Genomic DNA, 19,386 nt, shown 5'->3' on the forward strand with positions numbered 1-19,386 from the left:
ACCACTCCACTCACGCTTTATCTGTCGCCGCCGGCAAGGTGAAGCCGGACACCGAACGCCGCAACTGACTGGCCATTTTCGCCAGGTTACCGATGCTTTCCGCAGTGGCCGTGGAGCCGGACGAGGTCTGCGAAGTGATCTGCTGGATCACGTTCATCGTCAGCGAGATCTGCCCGGCCGAAGACGTCTGCTGCTGCGCCGCGTTGGAGATGCTTTGAATCAACGCCGCGAGGGTCTTCGACACGCCTTCGATTTCTTCCAGGGCCACACCCGCATCCTGCGCCAGTCGCGCGCCGCGCACCACTTCGGTGGTGGTCTGCTCCATCGAAATGACCGCTTCGTTGGTGTCGGTCTGAATCGCCCGCACCAGGGTTTCGATCTGCCGGGTAGCAGCGGACGAACGTTCGGCCAGCCGCTGCACTTCATCGGCGACCACGGCAAAACCGCGCCCGGCATCCCCGGCCATCGACGCCTGAATCGCTGCGTTGAGGGCGAGGATGTTGGTCTGGTCGGCGATGTCGTCGATCAGGCTGACGATGTCGCCGATTTCCTGCGACGACTCGCCCAGACGCTTGATGCGTTTGGCGGTGTCCTGAATCTGTTCGCGAATGTTGTCCATGCCGTGGATGGTGTTGTGCACCACCTCGTTGCCCTTGTTGGCGATCTCCACGGAGCGCTCGGCTACCGCTGAAGACTCGGCGGCGTTGGCTGAAACCTGATCGATGGATTCGGCCATGTCGCTGATCGCCGTCGAGGCTTCGGAAATCTGCTGGGCCTGATGCTCCGAGGCCTGCGCCAGGTGCATGGCGGTGGCCTGGGTTTCCTGCACCGCAGCGGCGACCTGGCCGGCGGTGAGGTTGATGGTCGCAACCAGATCGCGCAACTGGTCGACGGAATAGTTGATCGAGTCGGCGATGGTGCCGGTGAAGTCTTCGGTCACCGAGGCGGTCACGGTAAGGTCACCATCGGCGAGGTCTTCGATTTCATCGAGCAGGCGCATGATCGCGTTCTGATTGCGCTCGTTCTTCTCGGCGGTTTCACGCAACTGGCGGTTGGTTTCCCGGACCATCACCAGACCGATAAGGATGATCGAGGCCAGCGCCAGCAAACCGAGGACGTAGCCACCGATGGTGTCGGTATTGCGCCCGCCGGCAAGGTTTTCGAAGCGAGTGGCCAGGTGCGAGGCTTCGTCGAGCAGGGTTTGCGAGAGGCTGAAGATATTGCTCGCTGATTCACGGACCTTGAACAGCTCGGGCGAGGTTTCGAGGATTTCATCAACGGAGCCGGAGACGAACTGGAACAGCTCGGAGATTTCGCTCAAACGCGCACGGGCGTCGCGGTCTTCGACCTGGCTGATTTTCAGCGCCGGGTTGCCTTGCAGCATGCCGTTGAGCACTTGGCCGAAACGGGTGGCGTCGCGGCCAAAGGCATCGGCGGCCTGCTGGGAGTTTTCGTCGCCGGCGAGCACGGTATTGACCGCGCCGAGGATGCGTTCCGCTAGCAGAGACTGACGCTGGGCCATCGCCACCTGCGCCGCCGGGGCACCACGCTGGAGGAGGATTTCGACAACTTTTTCGTATTCGATCTGCAACTGCGGCACGGTTTCGGCCAGAGTCGCGGCGACCTGATGCAGCGACAGCACGGTCTGTTCGCTGGAGAGAATCGCGTCGGTGTTTTTCAGCAGGCGTTCCCAATCCAGTTGCACGGCGCGCATTTCCGGGCGCACGGTGGCCGGGGCGGGAGGCAGGCCGGTGGCGGGATCGCCCTTCTTCAGGTAACCCCAGCGTTGGGCGAAATCGTTGCGCGCATCGCTGAGCAACTTGAACGCGGCAGCCTTGCCGGCGGCGGCTTCGGTGGCGTTCTTGGCGATGCGTTGCGAGAGCACGCGCAGTTCACCGGCGTGACCGATGTACTGTTTGTCGTAGTTCGCCTGGGTGTTGAGGTAAGCGAAGTTGGCGAACAGCAGCATGATGAACACGATCAGTGCGATAAACAGCACGATGATCTGCGAGCGACTGCGCGAGCCTTCCGCCGGCTTGCCTGTTTTTGCTTTTGTCATCGGTCCTCGCCCTTAACCCACACCTTTGAGGCCTGCTGCAATCCCTGTGGGAGCGAGCTTGCTCGCGAAAGCGCTGGGTCAGCCAATATTTGTTTCGCCTGACACGCCCTCTTCGCGAGCAAGCTCGCTGCCACAGGGGACGGTGTTGAATCTGTTATACCGCGACGCTCATGAACACCGGGGATTTCGCCAAGGCAAACAGGCTGAACACCCGCCAGTTATGCTCGCGCCGAAAATAGCCTTTGACGAACTCGGCCTTGGAGCCCTGGCGCTTACTGATCGAGATCGGTTCGAAGCTGTCCTGCTCGAAATGCTGCAGACCAATCACCTCATCGACCATCAACCCGGCGAACACATCGCCATGCTCGACCACCAATACCCGCCGCTGTTTACGCAACGGCGACAGTTCATGGCCGAAAAATCCGCACAAATCCATGATCGGCAACAGCCGCCCGCGCAGGTTAGCCACGCCTTTGACCCACGGCTTGACCCCGGGCAACTGAGTGAAACGCGGTTCGTGCAGCACTTCGCTGACTTCGCCCATCGGCGCCACATACCAATGCTCGCCGAGGCGAAAGCCGATGCCGCTCCAGCGATCCTGGCGCGCCGGTTGCGACGGCAGGTCCGCCGCCAGCAAGCGGCAGCGCTGGTCGATTTGCCAGAGCAGTTCGAACGCGGTCAGCGATTCGCTCATGGTCGCGCGATCAGCCTTTGAGCACGTTGTTCAGGGTCTTGATCAGGGTGTCTTCGTCGACCGGTTTGGTCAGGTAATCCTTGGCGCCCTGACGGGTGCCCCAGACCTTGTCGGTTTCCTGATCCTTGGTGGTGATGATGATCACCGGGATATGTCCGGTTTCCGGGTCTTTGGTCAGCTGACGGGTTGCCTGAAAACCATTGAGGCCGGGCATGACGATGTCCATCAGCACGGCGTCGGGTTTTTCCTGACGGGCCAGGGCCACGCCGTCGGCGCCGTTTTCGGCCTTCAAGACTTCATGGCCGTGCTTTTCGAGCATGCCGGTGAGTTTGTACATTTCAGTCGGCGAATCATCGACGATCAGGATACGTGCCATGGTTTTCCCCATTTTTCTTGTCGACGCGCGGCCCGCTGGCCGCGTGTCTCTGTACGTGTCTTACTGCGGCAAAACGGCGGCGAAGCCCGGAACATGGGCCTGAATCGCGTTGAGCAGTTCTTCCTTGCTGAAAGGCTTGGTCAAAAATTGATCAGAACCGACAATCCGTCCCTTGGCCTTGTCGAACAGCCCGTCACGGGATGACAGCATGATCACCGGCGTGGCCTTGAATGCACTGTTGTTCTTGATTAAAGCGCAGGTCTGATAACCATCCAGACGCGGCATCATGATGTCGACAAAAATGATCCCGGGATGGTTGTCGGCGATCTTCGCCAGGGCGTCGAAACCGTCGATCGCCGTGATCACTTCGCACCCGACATTCTTCAACAAGGTTTCGGCGGTGCGACGAATCGTTTTCGAGTCGTCGATGACCATGACCTTCAAGGCGCTGGACTGCTGTTCCATAAGAGGGCTCTACCGTCGCCTTTGCGAATCAAATTGTCCGTTTTGCGATGAGTAATGGCTGGAAACCCTTGATGTTCAAGGGCCAGCACCGCTTGGCAGCCTTTTTAGCACAGTCTCCAGATGCAATCTATCGACGGGTTTTTCCTTGACCGAAAACCCGCCCGGCGCCACTCTGGCGGCACTTTTTCAATACCGATCCGGTAGCCAATTTTCGAGGAAAACCCAATGAGCGTTCGCGTCGGGATTGTCATGGACCCTATCGCCAGCATCTCCTATAAAAAGGATAGCTCGCTGGCCATGCTGCTGGCCGCGCAGAAGCGTGGCTGGGAACTGTTCTATATGGAACAGCGCGACTTGTATCAGGGTGAAGGTCAGGCCCGGGCGCGCATGAAGCCGTTGAAAGTCTTCGCCAACCCGGAAAAATGGTTCGAACTGGACGCCGAGCAGGACAACCTGCTGAGCGATCTGGACGTGATCCTGATGCGCAAGGATCCGCCGTTCGACATGGAGTTCGTTTACTCCACCTACCTGCTCGAACAGGCTGAAACCGCTGGCGTGCTGGTGGTGAACAAGCCGCAAAGCCTACGCGACTGCAACGAAAAGCTGTTCGCCACGCTGTTCCCGCAGTGCACGCCGCCAACCATCGTCAGCCGCCGCGCCGACGTACTGCGTGAATTCGCCGCCAAACACGGCGACGTGATCCTCAAGCCGCTGGACGGCATGGGCGGCACGTCGATCTTTCGTCACCGCGCGGGCGACCCGAACCTGTCGGTGATTCTCGAAACCCTGACCGCCCTCGGTGGCCAGCAGATCATGGGCCAGGCTTACCTGCCGGCGATCAAGGACGGCGACAAACGCATCCTGATGATCGACGGCGAGCCGGTGGATTACTGCCTGGCGCGGATTCCGGCACAGGGCGAGACCCGTGGCAACCTCGCCGCCGGTGGTCGTGGTGAAGCGCGTCCGCTGACCGACAAGGATCGCTGGATCGCTGCTCAGGTCGGCCCGACCCTGCGTGAGAAAGGCCTGCTGTTCGTTGGCCTCGATGTGATCGGCGAAAGCCTGACCGAAATCAACGTCACCAGCCCGACCTGCATCCGTGAAATCGACAACGCCTTCGGCACTGACATTGGCGGCCTGCTGATGGATGCCATCGCCAAGAAGCTGCAAGCCGCCGGCAAATTACCACAAGCTTGATGCACGTCACATGCAGTCTGTCGCTTGAAGCGTGAAGCCCAAGGCGTGAAACCAACATTGCGTTATCATGCGCAGCCTCTGAAAAACGCGATGTTGGTTTTCTTGTCATGACCCTCCCGTCCGATCTGCCCGCAGAACTCGCCCACCGTGGCGTGCGCCCGGCCGATCGCCTCGGTTTTACCCTGTTTCTCGCGGCGTTGATCCATTTGGCGCTGCTGCTCGGCGTCGGCTTCACGATGGTCGAGCCCAAGCAAATCAGCAAAACACTGGAAATCACCCTCGCCACCTTCAAGAGCGAAAAGAAGCCAGAGAAGGCTGACTTTCTCGCCCAAGAGCATCAGGAAGGCAGCGGCACGCTGGACAAGAAGGCGATCCCCAAAACCACTGAAGTGGCGCCATTCCAGGACAATCAGGTCAAAAAAGTTACCCCGCCCCCGGCCGCCAAACCGGAAGTGCAGGAGGCTGCGCCCAAGGCTGCGGTGACCACCGTTGCGCCAAAGCCGAAAAAGGCGCCGACCAAGAAAGAAGAAAGCAAAACCGAGGTCAAACCGACGGTCGATGCGCCGGAATTCGACAGCTCGCAGCTGTCCAGCGACATCGCCAGCCTCGAAGCCGAACTGGCCAAGGAACAACAGCTGTACGCTAAGCGCCCGCGCATTCACCGCTTGAGCGCGGCGTCGACCATGCGTGACAAGGGTGCCTGGTACAAGGACGACTGGCGCAAGAAGGTTGAGCGCATCGGTAACCTCAATTACCCCGAGGAAGCACGGCGCAAGCAGATCTACGGCAATCTGCGCCTGATGGTTTCGATCAACCGCGACGGCTCGCTGTATGAAGTGCTGGTGCTGGAATCGTCCGGCCAACCGCTGCTGGATCAGGCGGCGCAGCGCATTGTTCGACTGGCGGCACCGTTTGCGCCGTTTACCGGCGACTTGTCGGACATCGACCGTCTGGAAATCATTCGTACCTGGAAATTTGCCCGGGGCGACAAGCTCTCCAGCAATTAAAGACACTGCAAATCTCCCTGCTCGCGAATGCGGTGTGTCATCCAACATTGATGTGACTGATCCACCGCATTCGCGAGCAGGCTCGCTCCCACATTTGATCTACGTGGTTCTCTGATCCTCAGCTTGTCAGTTTGCCCCTTCGACGCCACACTAGCGCACATGAAAAACGTCAGCCCCAGCTACCTCAAGCATCAATTCCTGATCGCCATGCCACACATGGCCGACCCGAACTTTGCCCACACCTTGACCTACATCGTCGAGCACACGGCCAATGGCGCTATGGGGATTGTGGTCAACCGGCCGCAAGAGCTGAATCTGGCCGACATTCTTGAGCAACTGCGCCCGGACATCGACCCGCCAGCACTGTGCCAGCACGTACCGATCTTTATCGGCGGCCCGGTGCAGACCGATCGCGGTTTCGTGCTGCACCCGGCAGGCAAGACCTTCCAGGCCACCGCGCAACTGGACGGTGATCTGGCCCTGTCGACCTCGCAGGACGTGCTGTTCGCCATCGCGGACGGCGTCGGCCCGGCGAAAAGCCTGATTGCCCTCGGTTACGCCGGTTGGGAAGCCGGGCAGCTGGAAGCGGAACTTGCCGACAACGCCTGGCTGAACTGCCCGTACGACGCCGACATCCTGTTCAACACCAGCAGCGAATTGCGTCTGGAAGCGGCGGCCCGGCACTTGGGGATCAACCTCAGCCTGCTGACCAGCCAGGCAGGTCACGCCTGATGGCCCTGCGCCTGATTCTCGGCTTCGACTACGGCACCAAACAGATCGGCGTCGCGGTCGGCCAGGTGATTACCGGCCAGGCCCGTGAGCTGTGCACCTTGAAGGCACAGAACGGCGTTCCCGACTGGAACCAGGTCGAAGCCCTTATAAAAGAATGGAAACCCGATGCCGTTGTTGTCGGACTGCCGCTGAACATGGACGGCACCCCGAGCGACATGTGCGTACGCGCGGAAAAGTTTGCCCGCCGCCTCAACGGCCGCTTCAATCTGCCCTTCTATACCCACGACGAACGCCTGACCACGTTTGAAGCCAAAGGCGAGCGCCTTGCCCGTGGCGGTCAGAAAGGCAGTTACCGCGACAACCCGGTGGACGCCATCGCCGCCGCTCTGCTGTTGCAGGGCTGGCTCGATGAAAACACTGCATTGTTTGAATCCTGACAAGCGCTTCGGCGCTTTTCTTTTGAGTGAAAAACCGAGTCGTGTCCAAGGACCCGACTCGCCCCCAACAAGGAGCAACCATGAGCCTGCCAAATCCCGCCGATCTGATCAGCCAGATGGCAACCCGCCTCAAGGCGCACCTTGCCCAGCGTGAAATCAGTGAACCGCGTTACATCGGCATTCGCACCGGCGGCATCTGGGTCGCGCAGGCCTTGCTCAAAGAACTGGGCAGCGACGCGCCACTGGGCACGCTGGACGTGTCCTTCTACCGTGACGACTTCAGCCAGAACGGCCTGCACCCGCAAGTGCGCCCGTCTGCCCTGCCCTTCGAGATCGAAGGCCAGCATCTGGTGCTGATCGACGACGTACTGATGAGCGGCCGCACCATCCGCGCCGCCATGAACGAATTGTTCGACTACGGCCGCCCGGCCAGCGTGACCCTGGTCTGCCTGCTGGACCTGGATGCCGGCGAACTGCCGATCCGCCCCAACGTAGTCGGCGCGACGCTGTCGCTGGCCGCTCACGAACGGGTGAAGCTGTCCGGCCCCGAGCCACTGACGCTCGAACTGCAAGACTTCAACCTTTAATCCGCCCTATTGAGAGTCCCCTTCGCGATGACGCCTCTAGATACCAAGCGCCCGCTGCAGCTCAATGATCAGGGCCAGCTGCGCCACTTCCTCTCGCTCGACGGCCTGCGCCGCGAGTTGCTGACGGAAATCCTCGACACTGCCGACTCGTTCCTCGAAGTCGGTGCCCGGGCGGTGAAGAAAGTCCCGTTGCTGCGCGGCAAGACCGTGTGCAACGTGTTCTTCGAAAACTCCACGCGCACCCGCACCACCTTCGAACTGGCGGCCCAGCGGCTGTCGGCGGACGTGATCACCCTGAACGTGTCGACCTCGTCGGCGAGCAAGGGTGAAACGCTGCTCGACACCCTGCGCAACCTCGAAGCCATGGCCGCCGACATGTTCGTCGTGCGCCACGGTGACTCCGGTGCTGCGCACTTCATCGCCGAACATGTTTGCCCGCAAGTGGCGATCATCAACGGCGGCGACGGCCGTCATGCCCACCCGACGCAGGGCATGCTCGACATGCTCACCATCCGTCGGCACAAGGGCGGTTTCGAAAACCTCTCGGTGGCCATCGTCGGCGACATCCTGCACTCGCGGGTGGCGCGCTCGAACATGCTCGCACTGAAAACCCTCGGTTGCCCGGACATCCGTGTGATCGCGCCGAAAACCCTGTTGCCGATCGGCATCGAGCAATACGGCGTGAAGGTCTACACCGACATGACCGAAGGCCTCAAGGACGTCGACGTGGTGATCATGCTGCGCCTGCAGCGTGAACGCATGACCGGCGGCCTGCTGCCGAGCGAAGGCGAGTTCTACCGCCTGTTCGGTCTGACTACCGCACGCCTGGCCGGGGCCAAACCCGATTGCATCGTCATGCACCCGGGGCCGATCAACCGTGGCGTGGAAATAGAGTCCGCAGTGGCCGACGGCCCGCACTCGGTGATCCTCAATCAGGTCACCTACGGCATCGCCATTCGTATGGCTGTGCTGTCCATGGCCATGAGCGGGCAAACCGCGCAGCGTCAATTCGAGCAGGAGAACGCCCAGTGAAGCTCAGCATTCTCGGCGCACGCGTCATCGATCCAAGCAGCGGCCTGGATCAAATCACCGACATTCACGTTGAAGCCTGCAAGATCGTCGCCCTCGGCGCCGCCCCAGCGGGTTTCACGGCAGTGGAAACCATCGATGCCCAAGGCCTCGTCGCCGCTCCGGGCCTCGTCGATCTGAACGTGGCCCTGCGTGAGCCGGGCTACAGCCGCAAAGGTTCGATCATCAGCGAAACCCGCGCAGCGGCGGCCGGCGGCGTGACCAGCCTGTGCTGCCCACCGAAGACCAAACCGGTGCTCGACACCTCCGCCGTGGCCGAACTGATCCTCGACCGCGCACGCGAAGCCGGCAACACCAAAGTCTTCCCGATTGGCGCGCTGAGCAAGGGCCTGGACGGCGAGCAACTGGCTGAACTGGTGGCGTTGCGCGACGCTGGTTGTGTGGCGTTCGGCAACGGCCTGGAGAGCTTCCGCAACACCCGCACTCTGTGCCGGGCGCTGGAATATGCGGCGACGTTTGATCTGACGGTGATTTTCAACTCGCAGGATCATGATCTGGCCGAGGGTGGTCTGGCCCATGAAGGCGCAGTTGCCAGCTTCCTCGGTCTGCCGGGCATTCCGGAAACGGCTGAAACCGTGGCATTGGCCCGCGACCTGCTACTGGTTGAGCAGACCGGCGTGCGTGCGCACTTCAGCCAGTTGACCAGCGCTCGCGGCGTGGCGTTGATTGCTCAGGCGCAGGCCCGTGGCCTGAAGGTGACGGCGGATGTGGCGTTGTATCAGCTGATTCTGACCGACGAAGCGCTGATCGATTTCAGCAGCCTGTATCACGTGCAACCGCCGCTGCGCACTCGTGCGGACCGCGATGGCCTGCGTGCAGCGGTGAAGTCCGGGGTTGTGTCGGCGATCTCCAGCCATCACCAACCGCACGAACGTGACGCCAAACTGGCACCGTTCGGCGCGACCGAGCCGGGTATCAGCAGTGTTGAGTTGCTGCTGCCGCTGGCGATGACGCTGGTTGAGGATGGCTTGCTCGATCTGCCGACGCTGCTGGCGCGTTTGAGCGCAGGCCCGGCTGAAGCGCTGCGTCTGCCGGCCGGCAAACTGGCGGTGGGTGGTGCGGCGGATATCGTGCTGTTCGATCCGCAGGCTTCGACGGTGGCCGGTGAGAATTGGCTGTCGAAGGGTGAGAACTGCCCGTTCATTGGGCACACATTGCCGGGTGTGGTTCGCTACACGCTGGTGGATGGGCGGATCACCCACCAGGCTTGATACCGGGTTGCCCCCAATCGCTGGCAAGCCAGCTCCCACAAGGTCTTGCGCTATCTTTGGGTTAGCGCAAAAACCTGTGGGAGCTGGCTTGCCAGCGATGGCCTACTGGAAGGCGCCTCTGCCTTCAGCGTTACGCACCGACACCTGATCATTCAGCGTCCAGAAGTCATACAGCACCCCCAGAAAGAACAACCCGCCTGTCAGCAGATAGATCAGTCCACTGATCCACTTGCCCTGATACATCCGGTGCACACCCAGTGCTCCAAGGAACGTCAGCAGAATCCACGCCACGTTGTACTCGATCGGCCCTGCGGTAAAGCGCAGATCCGCTTCCCGGTCCATCGCCGGGATCAGGAACAGGTCGATCAGCCAGCCAATGCCGAGCAAACCGAAGGTAAAAAACCAGATCGTCCCGGTCACCGGCTTGCCGTAGTAGAAGCGGTGAGCGCCGGTGAAACCGAAAATCCACAGCAGATAACCGATGATTTTGCTGTGTGTATCTTGCGGCTGAACAATTTGTTGATAGCGGTTCATGAAGACCTCGATTCACACGATAGATAAATATTCTTGAATTCTTTGTGACTTTTTTACAGGTTGCCGACGTACGGCAAATGTTACCGTTGCCACCGTCAAAGCCTTATAGCACCTGACTTCTGTCCGACAATTGCGTCCATTTGCCGCTTATTTGGTTCCGTTGGCTGCCAAGTGAATCGACCAACGGACTCGGAATGAAAAAAAACTCTGTTATAAAGTTGCGCGCTATCACTGAAGAGCCACGCCTAATGCGACCATTTTTCAAGACATGGCTAACCATCTGCCTATTAATGCCACTGGCCGCCCACGCCACCAATCGTGAGCAACGTCTTCCTAACGTTAACGGCTTTACCCCTAAATCCCATGCTTCGGCTCCCTCGAGCAAAAGCAGCAAAAGCAAAACCACCACGCTGAGCAGCAAGAGCCACAGCAAGCTGGTGCCACCGATGGCGAGCAAGGAAAGCAGCAATGTGCTGAGCCGTGCGGTCAACGTCCTCGGTACACCTTATCGTTGGGGCGGCAGCAGCCCAAGTAAAGGCTTCGATTGCAGCGGTCTGGTGAAATACGCGTTCAACGACGCTACGTTCGACCTGCCACGCACCTCGAACGCCATGGCCAGCGGCCACGGCGAGAAAGTCGAACGCAAGGATCTCAAGCCGGGCGACCTGATTTTCTTCAACATCAAGAGCCGTCGGGTCAACCACGTGGCCATCTATCTGGGCAACGACCGCTTCATCCACGCGCCTCGTCGTGGCAAAGCGGTGAGCATCGATACGCTGAACAAGCCGTACTGGCAGCAGCATTACGTAGTGGCCAAGCGTGTGTTGCCGAAAGAACAGAGCCAGATGCGCGTGGTTCAGCGCTAACACCATATCGATCGTTCCCACGCTCCGCGTGGGAACGCCTCAATGGACGCTCCGCGTCCGCCTCGGCAAGGACGCAGAGCGTCCGGGGCTGCATTCCCACGCAGAGCGTGGGAACGATCACTCCCTCAGAAATTATCCGGCGTGCGCGCCTTTTCCCGCGCATGTTCGCGACTGATCAAACCCTTTGTCAGCAGATCCTTCAGGCACATGTCCAGTGTCTGCATCCCCAACGACCCGCCGGTCTGAATCGCCGAATACATCTGCGCCACCTTGTCCTCACGGATCAGGTTACGGATCGCCGACGTGCCCAGCATGATCTCGTGCGCCGCCACCCGCCCGCCGCCGATCTTCTTGATCAGCGTCTGCGAGACCACCGCCAGCAACGACTCCGACAGCATCGAACGCACCATCGACTTCTCGTCACCGGGGAACACGTCGACCACGCGGTCGATGGTTTTCGCCGCCGACGTGGTGTGCAAGGTGCCGAACACCAAGTGCCCGGTCTCGGCAGCGGTCAGCGCCAGGCGAATGGTTTCCAGGTCACGCATCTCGCCAACCAGAATCACATCCGGGTCTTCGCGCAACGCTGAACGCAACGCAGTGGCGAAACTGCGGGTATCACGGTGGACTTCACGCTGATTGATCAGGCATTTGCGCGATTCGTGGACAAATTCGATCGGATCTTCAATGGTCAGGATGTGGTGATGGCGATGGGCGTTGAGGTAATCGATCATCGCCGCCAGCGTGGTCGACTTGCCGGAACCAGTTGGCCCGGTGACCAACACCAACCCGCGCGGGGCATCGGTGATCTTGCGGAAGACGTCGCCCATGGCCAGGTCTTCCATGCTCAGCACTTTCGACGGGATGGTACGGAATACGGCGCCGGCGCCACGGTTCTGGTTAAAGGCGTTAACCCGGAACCGCGCGACACCCGGCACTTCAAAGGAAAAGTCGGTTTCCAGATGTTTCTCGAAGTCGACCCGCTGGGTGTCGTTCATGATGTCGTAGATCAATTCGTGCACTTGCTTGTGATCCAGCGCCGGCAGATTGATCCGCCGCACATCGCCGTCGACACGGATCATCGGCGGCAGACCGGCCGACAGGTGCAGGTCGGAAGCTCCCTGTTTGGCGCTGAAGGCCAGCAGTTCAGTGATATCCATAGCGCTCCTCAATTCCAGTAGAATGCCGCGAACCTTCAGACCGCCGGCGCCAATCCTGCCTGAAAAGTCGCCGAGCGATGATCAGGCAAGGCAAAAGTCAGCGAAGAAGCGGAGTTGACGTCAGTCAATGAGCATTCTGAGGTGACTTTTAACGCTGCATGATCGAGTGCAGGCACTTTTCAGGCAGGATTTGATGTCCACGATAGCAGACAGCATCCTTCAGGTTGGTTCGCGCATCCAGGCAGCGGCCAAAGCTGCGAACCGCGACGAAAACAGCGTCCAGTTGCTCGCCGTGAGCAAGACCAAACCCGCCCAGGCGCTGCGCGAAGCGTATGCCGCCGGCCTGCGTGACTTTGGCGAGAACTACCTGCAGGAAGCCTTGGGCAAACAGCTCGAACTGGCTGACCTGCCCTTGATCTGGCACTTCATCGGCCCCATTCAATCGAACAAGACTCGCGCCATCGCCGAGCATTTCGACTGGGTGCATTCCGTGGATCGCCTGAAAATCGCTCAACGCTTGTCCGAACAGCGCCCGGCCGAGCTACCGCCGCTGAACATCTGCATTCAGGTCAACGTCAGCGGTGAGGCGAGTAAATCCGGCTGCACGCCTGACGATCTGCCGGCATTGGCCGCTGCGATCAGCACTTTGCCGCGTTTGAAACTGCGCGGCTTGATGGCAATTCCCGAGCCGACCGACGATCGCGCCGAGCAAGATGCGGCCTTCGCTGCCGTGCAGAAGCTGCAGGCGAGCCTCGATCTGCCGCTCGACACATTGTCCATGGGCATGAGCCACGACCTCGAGTCGGCCATCGCCCAAGGCGCCACTTGGGTGCGGATTGGTACCGCCCTGTTTGGTGCCAGAGATTATTCCCAGTCTTGAACCATTCCAGATAAGGACCACACATGAGCAACACACGTATTGCGTTTATCGGTGCGGGCAACATGGCGGCCAGTCTGATTGGCGGCCTGCGCGCCAAGGGGCTGGAAGCGGCGCAGATCCGCGCCAGTGATCCGGGCGAAGAAACCCGCGCCAAGGTCAGCGCCGAACACGGCATCGAAACTTTCGCCGACAACGCCATGGCCATCGACGGCGTCGATGTGATCGTGCTGGCGGTCAAGCCGCAGGCCATGAAAACCGTGTGCGAGACGATTCGCCCGAGCCTGAAGCCGAATCAACTGGTGGTCTCCATTGCCGCCGGCATCACCTGCGCGAGCATGACCGCGTGGCTTGGCGAACAGCCGATCGTGCGCTGCATGCCAAACACCCCGGCGCTGCTGCGTCAGGGCGTCAGCGGCCTTTACGCGACCAGCGAAGTGACCGCCGAACAGCGTCAGCAAGCCGAAGAGCTGCTGTCCGCCGTCGGCATCGCCCTATGGCTGAACGAAGAACAGCAACTGGATGCCGTGACCGCTGTGTCCGGCTCCGGCCCGGCGTACTTCTTCCTGTTGATCGAAGCCATGACCGCCGCCGGCGTCAAACTCGGCCTGCCGAAAGACATCGCAGAACAACTGACCCTGCAGACCGCACTGGGCGCCGCGCACATGGCGGTTTCCAGCGACGTTGACGCCGCCGAACTGCGCCGCCGCGTGACCTCGCCAAACGGCACCACGGAAGCTGCAATCAAATCATTCCAGGCCAATGGCTTTGAAGCCCTGGTCGAAACCGCACTCGGCGCCGCCGCGCACCGCTCGGCCGAAATGGCCGAACAACTGGGCAAATAAGGAGCCTTACATGATTGGATTGAACACCGCAGCGGTTTACGTGCTGCAAACCCTCGGCAGCCTGTACCTGCTGATCGTGCTGCTGCGCTTCGTACTGCAACTGGTAAGGGCGAACTTCTACAACCCGCTGTGCCAGTTCGTGGTCAAGGCTACACAGCCGCTGCTCAAGCCACTGCGCCGGATCATCCCGAGCATGTTTGGTCTGGACATGTCGTCGCTGGTGCTGGCGATTCTGGTGCAACTGGCGCTGATGGCGCTGACCCTGCTGCTGACTTACGGCACCACCGGCAACCCGCTGCAACTGTTTATCTGGTCGCTGATCGGCGTGACCGCGCTGTTCCTGAAGATCTTCTTCTTTGCCCTGATCATCAGCGTGATTCTGTCGTGGGTTGCGCCGGGCAGCCACAATCCGGGGGCTGAACTGGTCAACCAGATCTGCGAGCCGGCGCTGGCACCGTTCCGCCGCTTTCTGCCGAATCTCGGCGGCCTGGACCTGTCGCCGATCTTCGCCTTCCTCGCGCTGAAACTGATCGACATGCTGGTGATCAACAATCTGGCGGCAATGACGATGATGCCGGAAATCCTCCGTCTGCTGATGTGAGCTGGTTTCGATGGGACGGTGACGACTTGATCCTCGAGTGTCACCTGCAACCAGCAGCCCGCAGCGATGACTTCGCCGGGCTGCACGGCGATCGTTTGAAGATTCGCCTGACCGCGCCGCCGGTCGAGGGCAAGGCCAATGCTTATCTGATGGGCTTTCTGGCCAAGGCGTTTGGGGTTTCCAAGAGCCAGGTCAGTTTGCTCAGTGGTGAGTTGAACCGGCAGAAGCGGGTGAGGATCTGCTCGCCGAAGAAGTTGCCGGATTTGCCTGGGTTGGTTGGGCGCTTGTCTTGAGTTTTGCGGCTTCTGTGCCCCTCACCCCAGCCCTCTCCCCCTGGAGAGGGAGCCGATCTATGGTATTTTCAAAACTTGAGTTCGACTCGATAGCTCAGGTCGATGTATCTCGAACATCCTCCCCAATCAGCCCCCTCTCCCACCGAGAGAGGAACCTGATTTGGGTAATTTTCAAGACCTGAATTCAACTCGATAGATCAGGTCGGCGTAGCTCAAAAGAACACCTCGGTCGGTCCCCTCTACCTCTGGGAGAGGGCTAGGGTGAGGGCTGCTTGCCGCTAACCCCCCCGGTCTTTAGACTTACGCCTCATTTCAACGAGAGCAGGGTCGATGCCAACTGCCTTTCCCCCCGATTCTGTTGGTCTGGTGACGCCGCAAACCGCGCACTTCAGCGAACCGCTGGCCCTGGCCTGTGGCCGTTCGCTGGCCGCCTATGACCTGATCTACGAAACCTACGGCACGCTGAACGCGCAGGCGAGCAACGCCGTACTGATTTGCCACGCCTTGTCCGGCCATCATCATGCTGCCGGTTATCACAGCGTCGACGACCGCAAACCCGGTTGGTGGGACAGCTGCATCGGCCCGGGCAAACCGATCGACACCAACAAATTCTTCGTGGTCAGCCTGAACAATCTCGGCGGCTGCAATGGCTCCACCGGCCCGAGCAGCATCAATCCGGAGACCGGCAAACCGTTCGGTGCCGACTTCCCGGTGCTCACCGTGGAAGACTGGGTACACAGCCAGGCGCGTCTCGCTGATCTGCTCGGCATCGGCCAGTGGGCGGCGGTGATCGGCGGCAGCCTGGGTGGCATGCAGGCACTGCAATGGACCATCACCTATCCGGATCGCGTGCGTCACTGCCTGGCGATCGCCTCGGCACCGAAGCTGTCGGCGCAGAACATCGCCTTCAACGAGGTGGCGCGTCAGGCGATTCTCACCGACCCGGAATTCCACGGCGGTTCGTTCCAGGAAGCCGGCGTGATTCCAAAGCGCGGGCTGATGCTGGCGCGGATGGTCGGGCACATCACCTACCTGTCCGACGATTCGATGGGCGAGAAATTCGGCCGTGGCCTGAAGAGCGAAAAGCTCAACTACGACTTCCACAGTGTCGAGTTCCAGGTCGAAAGCTACCTGCGTTATCAGGGCGAAGAGTTTTCCGGACGCTTCGACGCCAACACCTATCTGTTGATGACCAAGGCATTGGATTACTTCGATCCGGCGGCGAACTTCGACGATAACCTGGCGAAAACCTTTGAAAACGCCACGGCCAAGTTTTGCGTGATGTCGTTCACCACCGACTGGCGTTTCTCCCCGGCCCGTTCGCGGGAACTGGTGGATGCGCTGATGGCGGCGCGCAAAGACGTCAGCTATCTGGAAATCGACGCACCGCAGGGCCACGACGCCTTCCTGATTCCGATCCCGCGCTACTTGCAGGCGTTCGGCAATTACATGAACCGCATCACGCTGTGAGAAAGCCATGAGAGCTGATCTGGAAATCATCCAGGAATGGATCCCCGCCGGCAGCCGCGTCCTCGACCTCGGTTGCGGTGACGGCGAATTGCTGACCTGGCTGCGCGACAACAAGAACGTCACCGGTTATGGCCTGGAAAACGACGCCGAGAACATCGCCGAGTGCGTGGCCAAGGGCATCAACGTCATCGAGCAGGACCTGGACAAAGGGCTGGGCAACTTCGCCAGCAACAGTTTCGACATCGTCGTCATGACCCAGGCCCTGCAAGCCGTGCACTACCCGGACAAGATCCTCGACGAAATGCTTCGCGTCGGCCGTCAGTGCATCATCACCTTCCCGAATTTCGGTCACTGGCGCTGCCGCTGGTACCTGGCGAGCAAGGGCCGCATGCCGGTCTCCGAGTTTCTGCCGTACACCTGGTACAACACGCCGAACATTCACTTCTGCACCTTCGAAGACTTTGAAGAACTTTGCCGCGAACGTGATGCAAAGGTCATTGATCGGCTTGCCGTGGATCAACAGCACCGTCACGGGTGGGCCAGTAAGCTATGGCCTAATCTGTTAGGTGAGATCGGTATCTACCGCGTCAGCAGCCCGCAGCTTGCAGACCACAAAGTCGCGGTCTGAATCCCGTCATTTCGAGGAGCACGATCATGGGTCGTTTAGCGTTGTTGTTATTGACTGCCTGCCTGAGCGCCAGCGCTCTGGCGGCCGACGTCATCAAGGGTGAGCGTCAGGAAACCTTTGGCGACGTGACGGTGCACTACAACACTTTCAACTCGACGTACCTGCAACCGGACATCGCCAAGGCTGCCGAGCTGATCCGCAGCAAGAATCAGGGCGTGATCAATGTTTCGGTGATCAAGGACGGCAAACCGTTGATCGCCAGCGTCACCGGCACGGTCAAAGACCTGACCAGCCAGAGCGTGCCGCTGAATTTCCGCCAGATCACCGAACAGGGTGCGATTTACTACATCGCCCAGTACCCGGTGGAACAGCAGGAAACCCGCACCTTTGAAATCAAGGTGCAGAACGGCGACAAGGTCAACACCATCAATTTCAACCAAGAACTCTTTCCCGGCGAATGATGAACATCAAGCAGCTCGTACTGGCCAGCCATAACGCCGGCAAACTCAAAGAACTCCAGGCCATGCTCGGCGAATCGGTGCAACTGCGTTCGATTGGCGAGTGGAGCAAGGTCGAGCCGGAAGAAACCGGCCTGTCGTTCGTCGAGAACGCGATCCTCAAGGCGCGCAATGCCGCACGGATTTCCGGGCTGCCGGCGCTGGCCGACGATTCCGGTCTGGCGGTGGATTTCCTTGGCGGTGCGCCGGGCATCTATTCGGCGCGTTATGCCGACGGCAAGGGCGATGCGGCGAACAACGCCAAACTGCTCGACGCCCTGAAAGATGTGCCGCAAGCCGAGCGCGGTGCGCAGTTCGTTTGCGTATTGGCGCTGGTGCGTCACGCTGACGATCCGTTGCCGATCCTCTGCGAAGGCTTGTGGCATGGGCGTATCCTCACCGCTGCCAGTGGCGAGCACGGTTTCGGTTATGACCCGCTGTTCTGGGTGCCGGAGCGTGACGTCTCCAGCGCCGAGTTGAGCCCGGCGGACAAGAACCAGATCAGCCACCGCGCCCGTGCAATGGATCTGCTGCGCCAGCGTCTGGGCTTGAAATGACCCGTGACTCTTCCGCGTCGTCGCTGATTGTCGGCGGCGCCGCCTCTTCGCCTCGGGCGCCGTTGCCGACGCTGCCGCCCCTGGCGCTGTACATCCACATCCCGTGGTGTGTGCGCAAATGCCCGTATTGCGACTTCAACTCGCACACCGCCAGCCCGGTGTTGCCGGAGCAGGAATACGTCGACGCCTTGCTGGCCGATCTCGATCAGGATCTTCACGCTGTTTATGGGCGTGAAATCAGCTCGATCTTCTTTGGTGGCGGTACGCCGAGCCTGTTCAGCGCCAAAGCGCTTGGGCGTTTGCTCGAAGGCGTCGAGCAGCGCATTCCGTTTGCCGACGACATCGAAATCACTCTGGAAGCGAACCCCGGAACGTTCGAGCAAGAGAAGTTCGTCGCCTATCGCAAGTTGGGGATCAATCGGCTGTCGATCGGTATCCAGAGCTTTCAGCAGGAAAAGCTCAAGGCGCTTGGCCGGATTCACAATGGCGACGAAGCGGTGCGTGCGGCGGGCATGGCGCGTCAGGCCGGGTTCGATAACTTCAACCTCGACTTGATGCACGGTTTGCCCGACCAGTCGCTGGACGATGCCTTGAGCGATCTGCGCCAGGCCATCGCATTGAATCCGACGCACATCTCCTGGTATCAGCTGACACTGGAACCGAACACCGTGTTCTGGAACCAGCCGCCGGTGCTGCCGGAAGACGACACGCTGTGGGACATTCAAGAAGCCGGGCAGGCGCTGTTGGCCGAGCACGGGTACGCGCAATACGAAGTCTCGGCGTATGCACAGGCCGGGCGTCCGGCGCGGCATAACCTCAATTACTGGAGTTTTGGCGACTTCATCGGCATCGGCGCGGGTGCCCACGGCAAGTTGAGTCATCCGGACGGGCGCATCGTTCGCACCTGGAAGACCCGACTACCAAAGGACTATCTCAACCCGGCAAAAAGCTTTCAGGCCGGCGAGAAAGCGCTGACCAATGACGAGATGCCGTTCGAGTTTCTGATGAACGCTTTGCGCCTCACCTCTGGCGTCGAATCGCGCCTGTATCCGGAGCGCACCGGGCTGTCGCTGGAAAGCCTCGCCGAAGGCCGGGCAGCGGCAGAACAAAGCGGTCTGTTGCAGGTCGAACCGTCACGTCTGGCGGCCACCGAGCGCGGACAGCTGTTTCTCAACGACTTGCTGCAACAATTTCTGAACTGATT

23 protein-coding genes are annotated in these 19,386 nt (G+C 60.3%); 17 read left to right on the forward strand and 6 right to left on the reverse strand.

Translation table 11 applies throughout. The features are described 5' to 3' along the window. Positions 1-10 precede the first annotated feature (10 nt). The 4 genes from RMV17_RS27670 to pilG form a co-directional block, all read right to left on the reverse strand. Entirely contained in the window at positions 11-2,059 is a 2,049-nt protein-coding gene (locus RMV17_RS27670) for a methyl-accepting chemotaxis protein (protein WP_034153650.1), read from the reverse strand. Between the two features lie 154 nt (positions 2,060-2,213). Continuing rightward, positions 2,214-2,753, reverse strand: coding sequence for a chemotaxis protein CheW (locus tag RMV17_RS27675; RefSeq protein WP_311884008.1), 540 nt, complete (start codon positions 2,751-2,753; stop codon positions 2,214-2,216). 10 nt (positions 2,754-2,763) lie between these two features. Further along, positions 2,764-3,129 carry a twitching motility response regulator PilH gene (pilH, locus tag RMV17_RS27680; RefSeq protein ID WP_026000666.1) on the reverse strand — a complete coding sequence of 122 codons (366 nt, stop codon included), beginning with the start codon at positions 3,127-3,129 and terminating at the stop codon, positions 2,764-2,766. Positions 3,130-3,189: 60 nt separating this feature from the next. After that, complete coding sequence (gene pilG / locus RMV17_RS27685; RefSeq protein ID WP_007913673.1) at positions 3,190-3,594, reverse strand: twitching motility response regulator PilG; 405 nt, start codon at positions 3,592-3,594, stop codon at positions 3,190-3,192. Positions 3,595-3,819: 225 nt separating this feature from the next. Here pilG and gshB point away from each other — a divergent pair, with 225 nt between their 5' ends. The 7 genes from gshB (at position 3,820) to RMV17_RS27720 (ending at position 9,854) form a co-directional block, all read left to right on the forward strand. Next, the gene (gene gshB / locus RMV17_RS27690; protein ID WP_311884013.1) at positions 3,820-4,791 is read left to right on the forward strand and encodes a glutathione synthase; all 972 of its coding nucleotides are present in this window, start codon (positions 3,820-3,822) and stop codon (positions 4,789-4,791) included. A 107-nt stretch (positions 4,792-4,898) separates the two neighbouring features. Beyond that, positions 4,899-5,798, forward strand: a complete 900-nt coding sequence (locus RMV17_RS27695) for an energy transducer TonB (RefSeq protein ID WP_038358807.1) — start codon at positions 4,899-4,901, stop codon at positions 5,796-5,798. A 159-nt stretch (positions 5,799-5,957) separates the two neighbouring features. Continuing rightward, positions 5,958-6,530, forward strand: coding sequence for a YqgE/AlgH family protein (locus tag RMV17_RS27700; RefSeq protein ID WP_016985971.1), 573 nt, complete (start codon positions 5,958-5,960; stop codon positions 6,528-6,530). Next, on the forward strand, positions 6,530-6,967 hold the full coding sequence (gene ruvX / locus RMV17_RS27705) for a Holliday junction resolvase RuvX (RefSeq protein ID WP_064589634.1): 438 nt from the start codon (positions 6,530-6,532) through the stop codon (positions 6,965-6,967). The genes RMV17_RS27700 and ruvX overlap by 1 nt, the downstream gene beginning before the upstream one ends. Before the next feature lie 80 nt (positions 6,968-7,047). Continuing rightward, positions 7,048-7,554 carry a bifunctional pyr operon transcriptional regulator/uracil phosphoribosyltransferase PyrR gene (pyrR, locus tag RMV17_RS27710; protein WP_016985973.1) on the forward strand — a complete coding sequence of 169 codons (507 nt, stop codon included), beginning with the start codon at positions 7,048-7,050 and terminating at the stop codon, positions 7,552-7,554. Positions 7,555-7,581: 27 nt separating this feature from the next. Continuing rightward, positions 7,582-8,586, forward strand: a complete 1,005-nt coding sequence (locus tag RMV17_RS27715; RefSeq protein WP_007913665.1) for an aspartate carbamoyltransferase catalytic subunit — start codon at positions 7,582-7,584, stop codon at positions 8,584-8,586. Next, positions 8,583-9,854, forward strand: coding sequence for a dihydroorotase (locus RMV17_RS27720; protein WP_311884017.1), 1,272 nt, complete (start codon positions 8,583-8,585; stop codon positions 9,852-9,854). Before RMV17_RS27715 ends, RMV17_RS27720 begins: the two co-directional genes overlap by 4 nt. A 102-nt stretch (positions 9,855-9,956) precedes the next feature. Here RMV17_RS27720 and RMV17_RS27725 read toward each other — a convergent pair whose 3' ends face one another. Next, the gene (locus tag RMV17_RS27725; RefSeq protein WP_178087372.1) at positions 9,957-10,370 is read right to left on the reverse strand and encodes a TM2 domain-containing protein; all 414 of its coding nucleotides are present in this window, start codon (positions 10,368-10,370) and stop codon (positions 9,957-9,959) included. 266 nt (positions 10,371-10,636) lie between these two features. On the opposite strand from RMV17_RS27725, the gene RMV17_RS27730 reads away from it, so the two are divergent. Further along, positions 10,637-11,254 carry a C40 family peptidase gene (locus RMV17_RS27730; protein WP_016985978.1) on the forward strand — a complete coding sequence of 206 codons (618 nt, stop codon included), beginning with the start codon at positions 10,637-10,639 and terminating at the stop codon, positions 11,252-11,254. Positions 11,255-11,379: 125 nt separating this feature from the next. Here RMV17_RS27730 and RMV17_RS27735 read toward each other — a convergent pair whose 3' ends face one another. Continuing rightward, complete coding sequence (locus RMV17_RS27735; protein WP_311884019.1) at positions 11,380-12,414, reverse strand: type IV pilus twitching motility protein PilT; 1,035 nt, start codon at positions 12,412-12,414, stop codon at positions 11,380-11,382. A gap of 193 nt (positions 12,415-12,607) precedes the next feature. Here RMV17_RS27735 and RMV17_RS27740 point away from each other — a divergent pair, with 193 nt between their 5' ends. From RMV17_RS27740 to hemW, 9 genes are all read left to right on the forward strand, one after another. Further along, positions 12,608-13,294, forward strand: a complete 687-nt coding sequence (locus tag RMV17_RS27740) for a YggS family pyridoxal phosphate-dependent enzyme (protein ID WP_311884022.1) — start codon at positions 12,608-12,610, stop codon at positions 13,292-13,294. A gap of 23 nt (positions 13,295-13,317) precedes the next feature. Then, on the forward strand, positions 13,318-14,136 hold the full coding sequence (gene proC, locus RMV17_RS27745) for a pyrroline-5-carboxylate reductase (RefSeq protein WP_034153658.1): 819 nt from the start codon (positions 13,318-13,320) through the stop codon (positions 14,134-14,136). Positions 14,137-14,146: 10 nt separating this feature from the next. Further along, positions 14,147-14,737 (forward strand): YggT family protein, encoded by a 591-nt coding sequence (locus RMV17_RS27750; protein WP_034153659.1) that lies wholly within the window; start codon positions 14,147-14,149, stop codon positions 14,735-14,737. Continuing rightward, positions 14,734-15,030, forward strand: coding sequence for a DUF167 domain-containing protein (locus RMV17_RS27755; RefSeq protein ID WP_150793219.1), 297 nt, complete (start codon positions 14,734-14,736; stop codon positions 15,028-15,030). Before RMV17_RS27750 ends, RMV17_RS27755 begins: the two co-directional genes overlap by 4 nt. 330 nt (positions 15,031-15,360) lie before the next feature. Beyond that, the gene (locus RMV17_RS27760; RefSeq protein ID WP_007913641.1) at positions 15,361-16,500 is read left to right on the forward strand and encodes a homoserine O-acetyltransferase; all 1,140 of its coding nucleotides are present in this window, start codon (positions 15,361-15,363) and stop codon (positions 16,498-16,500) included. Between the two features lie 7 nt (positions 16,501-16,507). After that, complete coding sequence (metW, locus tag RMV17_RS27765; protein WP_034153662.1) at positions 16,508-17,128, forward strand: methionine biosynthesis protein MetW; 621 nt, start codon at positions 16,508-16,510, stop codon at positions 17,126-17,128. 26 nt (positions 17,129-17,154) lie between these two features. Next, positions 17,155-17,589: a DUF4426 domain-containing protein gene (locus RMV17_RS27770; protein WP_311884027.1), complete on the forward strand. Its 435-nt coding sequence runs from the start codon at positions 17,155-17,157 to the stop codon at positions 17,587-17,589. Continuing rightward, positions 17,586-18,182 carry an RdgB/HAM1 family non-canonical purine NTP pyrophosphatase gene (rdgB, locus tag RMV17_RS27775; protein ID WP_007913634.1) on the forward strand — a complete coding sequence of 199 codons (597 nt, stop codon included), beginning with the start codon at positions 17,586-17,588 and terminating at the stop codon, positions 18,180-18,182. Before RMV17_RS27770 ends, rdgB begins: the two co-directional genes overlap by 4 nt. After that, a complete protein-coding gene (gene hemW, locus RMV17_RS27780; protein ID WP_034153665.1) occupies positions 18,179-19,384 on the forward strand; it encodes a radical SAM family heme chaperone HemW in 1,206 nt (401 codons plus the stop codon). The genes rdgB and hemW overlap by 4 nt, the downstream gene beginning before the upstream one ends. The last annotated feature ends 2 nt before the right edge of the window (positions 19,385-19,386 follow it).

The sequence above is a fragment of the Pseudomonas sp. VD-NE ins genome, assembly GCF_031882575.1.
In the GTDB taxonomy this organism is placed as follows: Bacteria; Pseudomonadota; Gammaproteobacteria; order Pseudomonadales; family Pseudomonadaceae; genus Aquipseudomonas; species Aquipseudomonas fluorescens_BZ.

Coding starts and splice junctions, on each gene's coding strand:
- RMV17_RS27670 (WP_034153650.1), bottom strand. CDS start 2,059: ATGACAAAAGCAAAAACAGGCAAGCCGGCGGAAGGCTCGCGCAGTCGC.
- RMV17_RS27675 (WP_311884008.1), bottom strand. CDS start 2,753: ATGAGCGAATCGCTGACCGCGTTCGAACTGCTCTGGCAAATCGACCAG.
- pilH (WP_026000666.1), bottom strand. CDS start 3,129: ATGGCACGTATCCTGATCGTCGATGATTCGCCGACTGAAATGTACAAA.
- pilG (WP_007913673.1), bottom strand. CDS start 3,594: ATGGAACAGCAGTCCAGCGCCTTGAAGGTCATGGTCATCGACGACTCG.
- gshB (WP_311884013.1), top strand. CDS start 3,820: ATGAGCGTTCGCGTCGGGATTGTCATGGACCCTATCGCCAGCATCTCC.
- RMV17_RS27695 (WP_038358807.1), top strand. CDS start 4,899: ATGACCCTCCCGTCCGATCTGCCCGCAGAACTCGCCCACCGTGGCGTG.
- RMV17_RS27700 (WP_016985971.1), top strand. CDS start 5,958: ATGAAAAACGTCAGCCCCAGCTACCTCAAGCATCAATTCCTGATCGCC.
- ruvX (WP_064589634.1), top strand. CDS start 6,530: ATGGCCCTGCGCCTGATTCTCGGCTTCGACTACGGCACCAAACAGATC.
- pyrR (WP_016985973.1), top strand. CDS start 7,048: ATGAGCCTGCCAAATCCCGCCGATCTGATCAGCCAGATGGCAACCCGC.
- RMV17_RS27715 (WP_007913665.1), top strand. CDS start 7,582: ATGACGCCTCTAGATACCAAGCGCCCGCTGCAGCTCAATGATCAGGGC.
- RMV17_RS27730 (WP_016985978.1), top strand. CDS start 10,637: ATGCGACCATTTTTCAAGACATGGCTAACCATCTGCCTATTAATGCCA.
- RMV17_RS27735 (WP_311884019.1), bottom strand. CDS start 12,414: ATGGATATCACTGAACTGCTGGCCTTCAGCGCCAAACAGGGAGCTTCC.
- RMV17_RS27740 (WP_311884022.1), top strand. CDS start 12,608: ATGTCCACGATAGCAGACAGCATCCTTCAGGTTGGTTCGCGCATCCAG.
- proC (WP_034153658.1), top strand. CDS start 13,318: ATGAGCAACACACGTATTGCGTTTATCGGTGCGGGCAACATGGCGGCC.
- RMV17_RS27750 (WP_034153659.1), top strand. CDS start 14,147: ATGATTGGATTGAACACCGCAGCGGTTTACGTGCTGCAAACCCTCGGC.
- RMV17_RS27760 (WP_007913641.1), top strand. CDS start 15,361: ATGCCAACTGCCTTTCCCCCCGATTCTGTTGGTCTGGTGACGCCGCAA.
- metW (WP_034153662.1), top strand. CDS start 16,508: ATGAGAGCTGATCTGGAAATCATCCAGGAATGGATCCCCGCCGGCAGC.
- RMV17_RS27770 (WP_311884027.1), top strand. CDS start 17,155: ATGGGTCGTTTAGCGTTGTTGTTATTGACTGCCTGCCTGAGCGCCAGC.
- rdgB (WP_007913634.1), top strand. CDS start 17,586: ATGATGAACATCAAGCAGCTCGTACTGGCCAGCCATAACGCCGGCAAA.
- hemW (WP_034153665.1), top strand. CDS start 18,179: ATGACCCGTGACTCTTCCGCGTCGTCGCTGATTGTCGGCGGCGCCGCC.